The organism is Enterobacter cloacae complex sp. S2, from assembly GCF_015159675.1.
Lineage (GTDB): Bacteria > Pseudomonadota > Gammaproteobacteria > Enterobacterales > Enterobacteriaceae > Enterobacter > Enterobacter intestinihominis.
This window is the reverse complement of the sequence record NZ_JADDTS010000006.1, coordinates 121,729-131,009: the sequence shown is the minus strand read 5'-3', so window position 1 is coordinate 131,009 and position 9,281 is coordinate 121,729. Positions and strand designations below refer to the sequence as shown.

The 9,281-nt window shown below is 55.2% G+C and carries 11 protein-coding genes; 1 reads left to right on the top strand and 10 read right to left on the bottom strand.

Features of this window, described 5'->3' with window-relative positions:
* Positions 1 to 602: 602 nt before the first annotated feature.
* From nth to blr, 10 genes are all read right to left on the bottom strand, one after another.
* Positions 603 to 1,238, bottom strand: coding sequence for an endonuclease III (gene nth / locus IPZ49_RS05190; RefSeq protein WP_063146033.1), 636 nt, complete (start codon positions 1,236 to 1,238; stop codon positions 603 to 605).
* On the bottom strand, positions 1,235 to 1,921 hold the full coding sequence (locus tag IPZ49_RS05185) for an electron transport complex subunit E (protein ID WP_003857592.1): 687 nt from the start codon (positions 1,919 to 1,921) through the stop codon (positions 1,235 to 1,237). The genes nth and IPZ49_RS05185 overlap by 4 nt, the downstream gene beginning before the upstream one ends.
* 2 nt (positions 1,922 to 1,923) lie before the next feature.
* Positions 1,924 to 2,544 (bottom strand): electron transport complex subunit RsxG, encoded by a 621-nt coding sequence (gene rsxG, locus IPZ49_RS05180; protein ID WP_038415952.1) that lies wholly within the window; start codon positions 2,542 to 2,544, stop codon positions 1,924 to 1,926.
* Positions 2,545 to 2,554: 10 nt separating this feature from the next.
* Positions 2,555 to 3,607: an electron transport complex subunit RsxD gene (rsxD, locus tag IPZ49_RS05175; protein ID WP_046620111.1), complete on the bottom strand. Its 1,053-nt coding sequence runs from the start codon at positions 3,605 to 3,607 to the stop codon at positions 2,555 to 2,557.
* Positions 3,608 to 5,629 (bottom strand): electron transport complex subunit RsxC, encoded by a 2,022-nt coding sequence (gene rsxC, locus IPZ49_RS05170; protein WP_063146032.1) that lies wholly within the window; start codon positions 5,627 to 5,629, stop codon positions 3,608 to 3,610.
* Positions 5,622 to 6,200, bottom strand: coding sequence for an electron transport complex subunit RsxB (gene rsxB, locus IPZ49_RS05165; protein ID WP_015570664.1), 579 nt, complete (start codon positions 6,198 to 6,200; stop codon positions 5,622 to 5,624). Before rsxB ends, rsxC begins: the two co-directional genes overlap by 8 nt.
* Entirely contained in the window at positions 6,200 to 6,781 is a 582-nt protein-coding gene (gene rsxA / locus IPZ49_RS05160; protein ID WP_022647920.1) for an electron transport complex subunit RsxA, read from the bottom strand. Before rsxA ends, rsxB begins: the two co-directional genes overlap by 1 nt.
* A gap of 76 nt (positions 6,782 to 6,857) precedes the next feature.
* Positions 6,858 to 7,298, bottom strand: a complete 441-nt coding sequence (locus tag IPZ49_RS05155; RefSeq protein WP_015570663.1) for a DUF2569 domain-containing protein — start codon at positions 7,296 to 7,298, stop codon at positions 6,858 to 6,860.
* An 85-nt stretch (positions 7,299 to 7,383) separates the two neighbouring features.
* On the bottom strand, positions 7,384 to 7,599 hold the full coding sequence (ydgT, locus tag IPZ49_RS05150) for a transcription modulator YdgT (RefSeq protein WP_000217941.1): 216 nt from the start codon (positions 7,597 to 7,599) through the stop codon (positions 7,384 to 7,386).
* Positions 7,600 to 7,828: 229 nt separating this feature from the next.
* The gene (blr, locus tag IPZ49_RS05145; RefSeq protein ID WP_151884424.1) at positions 7,829 to 7,954 is read right to left on the bottom strand and encodes a division septum protein Blr; all 126 of its coding nucleotides are present in this window, start codon (positions 7,952 to 7,954) and stop codon (positions 7,829 to 7,831) included.
* 239 nt (positions 7,955 to 8,193) lie between these two features.
* Between blr and IPZ49_RS05140 the strand changes: the two genes are divergently transcribed.
* Positions 8,194 to 9,234, top strand: a complete 1,041-nt coding sequence (locus tag IPZ49_RS05140) for an oxidoreductase (protein ID WP_032624357.1) — start codon at positions 8,194 to 8,196, stop codon at positions 9,232 to 9,234.
* The last annotated feature ends 47 nt before the right edge of the window (positions 9,235 to 9,281 follow it).

Below are 9,281 nucleotides of genomic sequence, written 5' to 3'. Positions count from 1 at the left end.
CTCTTTTTTTACATCCCATATTAACGGGGGTGTTCATAGCGTGATGACCGTAGTCCATCCGCTTTATAGTTATATTGGGAGGGGAAACGGCGGGTAATGTTCACTATCCAGCCCCATCTGGCAATACGTTTGTAATAATCTGTTACATATAACTGTGGCGGTATAATCATCGGTTCACGCAAATGTTATGCAGCGTTAAATTTCATCCGTTGAGAATTTGTGGTTTTTTTCACTGTAAATGACCCTGATGAATGGCTGTATGGCGATATGTTCTGCTATTTTGGGTGAAAGGTAGTGATATAGCCCATATTCTGAAAAATGACTGGTCTTATATGCGGTGAGTAAACGATGAGATCTTGTCTGGCAAAGGCGTGGAGAGGGTTTTAACAACAAAAATCCAACATTAAGTTATCAGAGTGATCGCGATCACAGATGTATAGAAATTTTTGGTGATGAAAAAACTATTAACCTGTTTGAGTGTTAAATATCCGCAGAATCGACAACGCTTTATGGACAATGAGAGGGAAAATTACGGCCAAGGGAGAAGATATCAGAGCCCTTATTTAATCTAAGGGCTTGAACAGTAACAAGTGTATGTACCTTCAGGGATAGACTTTTTCTTTGTATTCACAGAGATCTTCGATAATGCAGGAGCCGCAGCGTGGCTTACGTGCAATACAGGTATAGCGCCCGTGAAGGATTAGCCAGTGATGGCAATCCACCTTAAATTCCGCAGGGACCACTTTTAATAGCTTTTCTTCCACCTCTTCCACGTTTTTACCCGGCGCGAACCGGGTGCGATTAGAAACGCGGAAGATGTGAGTGTCCACGGCGATCGTCGGCCAGCCAAACGCCGTGTTGAGCACGACATTTGCCGTTTTACGCCCGACGCCTGGCAAAGCTTCCAGCGCTGCGCGATCTTCCGGGACTTCACCGCCGTGCTGCTCAAGCAGGATCCGGCAGGTCTTAATGACGTTTTCGGCCTTACTGTTAAACAGGCCGATGGTCTTGATATAGGATTTTACCCCTTCAACCCCCATCTCCAGCATGGCCTGCGGCGTGTTGGCTACAGGGTAGAGCAGGGCCGTGGCTTTGTTGACGCTCACGTCAGTGGCCTGCGCAGAGAGCAGCACCGCGATCAACAGTTCAAACGGCGAGTTAAAATTCAGCTCTGTCGTTGGATGAGGATTCTCATCGCGCAGGCGCGTCAGGATCGCAATGCGTTTCTCTTTATTCATACTGCTTTCTCGGGGATCCCTTCCTGTACGCTGCGTTCAGCGGCGCGGCGTTTACGTTTTTCATCAATCAGGTATTTTAACGCCAGCATCATTCCAAGGCCAATGAATGCGCCTGGCGGTAGCATGGCCAGCAGGAATGGGGTGTCCGTATGGAACACCTCGATACGCAGCGATTTCGCCCAGCCGCCAAGCAGCGCGTCCGCACCGTCGAAGAGCGTACCGTTGCCCAGAATTTCACGCAGAGAGCCGAGGACGAACATGGCGGCAGTCGCGCCCATGCCGATGGAAAACCCATCCAGCGCGGAAATTGCCGGGTTGTTTTTCACCGCGAAGGCTTCAGCGCGTCCCACGACAATACAGTTAGTCACGATAAGCGGAATGAAGATCCCGAGCGACTGGTACAGGCCAAATGCGTAGGCGTTAATTAGCATTTGCACGACGCTGACCACCGATGCAATGATCATGACATAAATCGGAATACGGATTTCCGATGGCGTCCAGCGGCGCAAAACAGAAATGGAGAAGTTGGTCAGGGTCAGCACCAGCGTGGTCGCCAGCCCCAGCCCGAGCGCGTTGGTGGCGGTAGACGTCACCGCCAGCAGCGGGCACAATCCCAACAGCTGTACCAATGCCGAGTTGTTCTTCCAGAGTCCCTGGACGATAACCTCTTTAACCTGGCTCATGGTCACTCCTCACAGGCGGAAAGATGATTGATCTGCGCGGGCAGCGTTTCGGCATACAGACCGGCGCGTTTGACGGCGTTGACGACCGCGCGGGGCGTAATCGTGGCGCCCGTGAACTGGTCAAACTCACCGCCATCTTTTTTCACCGCGAAAGCAGGATCGTCCTCGCCATGAATCATCTTACCGGCAAAGTGTAAAATCCAGTCGCTCAGGCGTGTTTCAATTTTGTCGCCAAGGCCCGGCGTTTCGTGATGTTCCGTCACGCGCGTACCCAGCACGGTGCCGGAAAAATCGCTGCCTACCAGCAGCTGAATTGCGCCAGAGTAACCGTCCGGCGCGGTGGCTTCCATGATGGCACCCACCGGGTTCTCGCCCTTACGGGCAATATAAACGCGGTGTGTTCCTTTACCGAGCTGCGGGGCCTGCACGACAAAGCAGCTTTTTTGCAGGTTATTATCATAGAAGTCTGATGGGATCACCTGATCGAACAACGCCTTTTGCTGCTTCATTGCCTGCTCTTCAATGGTGCTTTTCGTCAGTTCATTTACCAGCGCGGTCAGCCCGGTGAGGGCGGCGGCGAAGATCGCCAGCGTGACGCCGTGTTTTTGCATAGTCTTTAGCATGGCGTAACCCTTAGCGATGACCGTACACGCGTGGACGCGTGTAGTAGTCGATGAGCGGAACGGTGATGTTAGCCAGCAGTACGGCAAATGCCACGCCGTCCGGATAGCCCCCAAAGCTGCGAATAAGCCAGACCAGCAAGCCCGCGAGCGCGCCGAAAATCAGACGACCTCGGTTGGTGGTAGAGGCGGTGACCGGATCGGTCAGAATAAAGAATGCCCCGAGCATGGTCGCGCCGGAGAGCAGATGGAGCTGCGGGCTGGCCAGTGACTCAGGTGAGATGACCCAGCCGAGCGTTGAACAGACGGCCAGCGTCACCAGGAAGCTCACCGGAATATGCCAGCGGATCGCTTTTTGTTGCAGCAGGAAGGCACCGCCCAACAGGTAGGCCAGATTGACCCACTGCCAGCCCGCACCCGCCAGTACGCCGCTGTAAATAGACGATTTCATCACCTGCTCGACGCTGTGGCCGGCACGCAGGGAGGTTTTGAAGGTATCGAGCGGGGTGGCCTGGCTGATGCCATCCACGCCCATGCGAAGCGCGTTCATATCCGAGCCCATCGCGGTGTGGCCAGTAAAGATAACGTTCAGGGCATCCATAAAGCCGGGCACCGTGGCGGCGATCTCATGCGGCGGCAGCCAGCTGGTCATCTGTACCGGGAAGGAGATCAGTAGCACCACGTAACCAATCATTGCCGGGTTAAACGGGTTATGGCCCAGCCCACCGTACAGCTGCTTGGCGATGATCACCGCAAATACCGTACCCAATACTACCATCCACCACGGGGCGAACGGGGGAATGCTGATGGCAAGCAACAGGCCGGTCAACAGGGCGGAGTTATCGCTCAGGATGCGAGTCACCTCCATTTTGCGCAGCTTCAGGATCGCTGCTTCCGCTGCGACGGCACTGGCGCAACCCAGAACTAACTGGAAAAGCGTACCCCAGCCGAAAAACCAACACTGTACGGCAATACCTGGCAACGCGGCCAGGCACACCAGCATCATAATACGCGATGTCTGGCGCTGGTTATGGGTGTAAGGGGAACTTGCAATTCTGAAAACCATTTAATCCTCGTTAACGGCTTGCTGCGCGGCTTTCTTTGCCTGAACACGCGCAATCGCGGCGGCGACTGCGGCTTTGCGTGGATCGTCGTTGGCGGCCGCAGGCCGTTCGTCCTGCTGTGCCGCTTTTCGTGCTTTGGCACGGGCGATGGCCGCTTCAACGGCGGCTTTACGTGGGTCGACAGGCGCTTCACTCTCTTCGGCAGGCTGAAGCTGTGCCGCTTTACGTGCTTTGGCGCGGGCGATAGCGGCTTCAACGGCCGCCTTGTGCGGATCGGTCGCTTCCTGTTCAACCACCACTGTCTGTTGACCGGCTTTACGGGCTTTTGCCCTGGCGATAGCCGCTTCCACCGCCGCTTTACGCGGGTCTGTGTCGGCTTCCGGTTTGGCGTTTTGCGCCTTCTCCGCCTGACGTGCGCGCGCTTCGGCTTTACGCGCTTCGCGGGCGGCAATCGCTTCGCTATTGTCCGGCTTTTGGCCAGACACGATCGCTACCGGCTGAGCGGCAGTCGCGTTCTTCTCCCGCACACGGGCGAGGGCAGCGTTAATCGCATCCTGATCTTTCGCCGCAGGCTGCACGGCAGCCTGCTTATGGCGTTCCTGACGGGCTTGTTTCTCGCGCTCCAGTCGCGCCTGGCGCGCTTCAAAGCGAGCCTTCGCTTCAGCGGCACGTTTTTCTTCCATGGAGATAGCGTAGATTTCGGCTTTCTCCTGACGGAAGTACTGCACCAGCGGAATATTGCTTGGGCAGACCCAGGCACAGGCACCGCATTCAATACAGTCAGCCAGGTTATGCGCCTGGGCTTTATCGTGCAGCTGGCCTTTGCTGTACCAGTACAACTGCTGCGGCAGCAAGTCTGCCGGACACGCATCCGCGCAGGCGCTACAGCGTATACAACCTTTCTCTTCCTGCGTTTCGCCCATCTCCGTTGGGGAAGGGGCGAGCAGGCAGTTGGTAATCTTCACCACTGGCACATCCAGCCACGGCAGGGTAAAGCCCATCAGCGGGCCGCCCATAATGACCATCTGCTCGCTCCCCGGGCAGAAGCCAGCCTGTTCCAGCAGATGATGCACCGGCGTACCCAGACGCGCCCAGACGTTGCCGGGACGGGAGACGGACTCGCCGGTCAGCGTGACGACGCGTTCGGTCAATGGCTCTCCGTCAATCACCGCACGTTTCACCGCGTAGGCAGTACCCACGTTTTGCATCAGCACGCCGATATCGGACGAACGGCCCCCGTGGGGGACCTGTTTTCCGGTCAGGATCTGCGTCAGCTGCTTCGCCCCGCCGGACGGGTATTTGGTTGGAATCACGCGCAGGGCGATATCATGGCTGTCCGCCAGTACCGCACGCAGCATCGAAATGGCCTGCGGTTTATTGTCCTCAATACCGATCAGCACTTCGCGGGGTTGCAGGATATGCGCAAGAATGCGAATACCTTCCACCACCTGCGCGGCACAGTCCTGCATCAGACGATCATCGGCGGTGATGTACGGTTCGCACTCGGCGGCGTTAATAATCAGCGTTTCGATTTTATCGCCGCCGCCGTGAAGCTTGGCGCCGGTCGGGAAGCCAGCGCCTCCAAGACCTGCTACGCCAAACTGATGAATGCGTTCAATCAGCGCTTCACGGCTGCGGGAACGGTAGTCGCTCCAGCCGTCACGATCGATCCAGAGATCTTCCCCGTCGGCTTCAATGATGACGCTCAGCTCAGACAACGCCGAGGGATGGGCAACGGTATGGGGGGCAACAGCCACCACCTTGCCCGAAGTCGGGGCATGTATCGGCAACATACGTCCACGACCAAAGGTCAGCGGCTGGCCGCGAAGGACGGTATCGCCTTCTTTCACGCACAGCTCGCCTTCCGCGCCGATGTGCTGTTTCAATGGCATCACGTAGCGGGTCGCCAGCGGAATTTGACGCAGCGGCGTGCCGTTTGACTGGGTTTTCATTTCCGGGGGATGGATACCGCCGTCGAAGTCCCAGATCTTCTCTTTTCTGAAAGCAGAAAATAACTTAAGCATGTTGTTCCACAGGAATATTGCGAACCGGAATGGTCTGAAGATCCCATTTCCAGCTTTCGGTCGTCGTTTCAACCGGGCGGAGTTCTATACACTGCGTCGGGCAGGGGGCCACGCAGAGGTTACAGCCGGTGCACAGGTCCGCCACAACGGTGTGCATGGCGCGGGTTGCGCCTACAATGGCGTCGACAGGGCACGCCTGAATACATTTGGTGCAGCCGATGCAGTTGGCTTCGTCGATAACAGCAAGGGCACGAACGGGCTCCTGCGCCTGTTCATCGCCGTCGACAGGCTGCGGATCGACGTTCAGCAGGGCAGCTATTTTAAGCATGACCGCTTCGCCACCCGGCGCGCAGCGGTTGATCTTTTCTCCCTGCACGCCCACCGCCTCAGCGTAAGGACGGCAGCCAGGGTAGCCGCACTGCCCACACTGGCTCTGCGGCAAAAGCTCATCAATTTTTTCAACCACCGGATCGTCCTCCACCGCAAACCGGCGGGAGGCATAACCCAGAATGATGCCAAAGACGAGTCCCAGTACGCTGATGGACGCGATGGCAATCCAGATAGCACTCATTACAACTTCACCAGACCACTAAAGCCCATAAAGGCCAGAGACATTAAACCTGCGGTCACCAGAGCGATGGCGTTTCCGCGAAACGGCGCGGGAATATCCGCCGCTGCCAGTCGCTCGCGAATCGACGCGAACAGGACCATAACAAAAGAGAAACCGACCGCCGCGGAAAAACCGTACAGCGCCGACTGCATGAAATTATGCCCAAGGTTGATGTTGAGCAGCGCCACGCCCAGCACAGCACAGTTGGTGGTGATGAGGGGCAGAAAAATACCCAACAGGCGATACAGGGCAGGGCTGGTTTTACGCACTACCATTTCGGTAAATTGCACCACCACCGCAATGACCAGAATAAAGGACAAGGTGCGCAGGTAGAGCATGTCCAGCGGGATCAGGATCCAGGTATCAATCAGCCATGCGCAAATGGAGGCCATCGTCATCACGAAGGTGGTGGCCAGCCCCATGCCCATTGCCGTCTCCAGCTTTTTGGAGACCCCCATAAACGGGCACAGGCCAAGGAACTTCACCAGTACGAAGTTATTAACCAGCACAGTTCCGACAAAGAGCAGTAAGTAATCGGTCATTATTTAGCCTGAAATAAAAGAGCCGCCTATTATCGGATAAACGACAACAGGCCACAACAGGTTAACTGTAAGGTTATTACGGGTTAACGAAGGTCTTCTTAACGCGCGTCGACCGCTTGAAATAGGGCACCAGAAGCGCCGTTGCAAGCAACGGAAAGAGTAGCTGGCGAACCGCCAGTGCGTCAGAAACTGGCGAAAAAGCGAACGCTTTGACAGCAAGCAGCACGGAGACCAGCAGCCAGATAATGTAATGTTTCGGCACGCTTTTGCGGCGTTTGAAGAAGGCGATGGTCAGCCAAAGCGTGTAGTACCACATCGCGATTGCGAAAACGAATGACACAAACCACGTCGCAATATTGAGCGCGCTCTGAGACATCAGTGTCTGGATAGCATGAGGAGTAACCAGTGCAGTGGTGTAAAGCAACAGCGCCAGCGAAGCGCTTAATAAAGCCACCAGCAGCCATGCCAGCGGGGCGATTAACCAGCCCCCAATTCTCTCTCCAGGCAATGCGGTCATACGCTCTCCCATAGTCTGCGCGAAATGTTATACAGAAATTTGCAGGGCGGAGAGTATATAACATTTCACGCCGAAGGCTACTTTCTTATACAACGTAACGCCAGACAGATTTAGGTACTTCCCCCACGTTGAACAGACGACCGCCAGAGACGAGTTCGGCGCGACGATGGTCAGCCGCGCGGTACATATTGATGATGTCCTGATTATCCGACAGCGTGTAGTTCAGATGGTCAAACAGTTTTTCCAGGCTTTCGAGGGAATTGATCTTGCGAAATTTTAATAAATAGTCCTGAACTGTCATATTAATAAGTTTCCATATAAAAGGGTAATACCCATAAAGGTAATGCGTTCGAATAATAAACGGATTAATAAAGACGTAAACTGTCCACTCGGGTAACGCGACGAAATTAGGAGTTTTCTTTGCGAAGATTCAGGCATCAGCAGATGCCTGGAAGAGAAGGGTAACCCCGTTCATTACGGCTGGCAATACGTTCCATGACGTAATGTGTCACGCTTTATGACGATGCGGCTTACTTTTGTTGAGCAACAGTAACAGGCTCCGGCGGCTGGTAGTTATCGATATGGCTGGCAATGCCGAGCAACACGACTGAAACGCCAAGGACAATCCATCCCGCTAATTCAATGATTCGATTAATTATTGATGACATATTTTGTGTTTGTAATTTATCCATAAATACAGATTACAAATGTTACAGCGGCCTTTTCGACAGAGCAAGCGCTTTGGGAACGATTCCCGGGCCCCATATACACACTTTAATGCGAGGTAACAAAAAAAGCTGTCGCGAGATGCTATTTTAACTCACAGGGCACATTATTAATCTGTGCGTTAAGCACAAGGCCAGTGATAAATAAGCGCACAGCGAGGGGGCATACGATGAGTGAAAACATCCGCGTCGGTCTTATTGGCTACGGGTACGCAAGCAAAACCTTTCATGCGCCGCTGGTTGCCGGCACGCCGGGAATGGAACTGGCGGCTATCACAAGCAGCGATGAAACCAAAGTCCATGCCGACTGGCCAGCCGTGCCGGTGGTAACGGAGCCTAAGCATCTGTTTAACGATCCTAATATTGACCTTATTGTCATTCCCACCCCTAACGACACCCATTTCCCCCTGGCGAAAGCGGCGCTGGAGGCTGGCAAACATGTCGTTGTCGATAAGCCTTTTACCGTGACGTTGTCACAGGCGCGCGAGCTGGATGCGCTGGCGCGAAGCCTGGGTCGGTTATTGTCGGTCTTTCACAACCGGCGCTGGGATAGTGATTTCCTGACGATCAAAGCGCTGATAAACGAAGGCACGCTCGGCGAAATTGCTTTTTTTGAGTCTCACTTCGATCGTTATCGTCCGCAGGTGCGAGATCGCTGGCGCGAGCAGGCGGGACCGGGCAGCGGCATCTGGTATGACTTAGCGCCGCATCTTCTCGATCAGGCCGTTCATCTGTTTGGTCTGCCCGTAAGCATGACGGTCGATTTAGCGCAGCTCAGGCCGGGGGCGCAGACCACCGACTATTTCCACGCCATTTTGAGTTATCCGCAGCGGCGCATTGTGCTGCACGGGACAATGCTTGCGGCGGCGGAATCGGCCCGCTATATCCTTCACGGGGCGCGCGGCAGCTATGTGAAGTTCGGCCTGGATCCGCAGGAAGAGCGCCTCAAAAATGGCGAACGCTTACCGCAGGAGGACTGGGGCTACGACATGCGGGACGGGGTGGTGACGCGTGCGGAGGGTGAGGTATTGGTCGAAGAGACGGTGTTGACCCAGCCGGGGAACTATCCGGCGTATTACGCCGCAATTCGTGACGCGCTGAACGGTTCAGGTGAAAATCCGGTTCCGGCGAGCCAGGCAATCCAGATTATGGAGCTCATCGAGCTGGGGATCGAATCCGCCAAACATCGCGCAACGCTCTGTCTGGCATAAGTGCCAAACGCTTTCGTAGGCCGGGTAAGCGCAGCGCCACCCGGCAG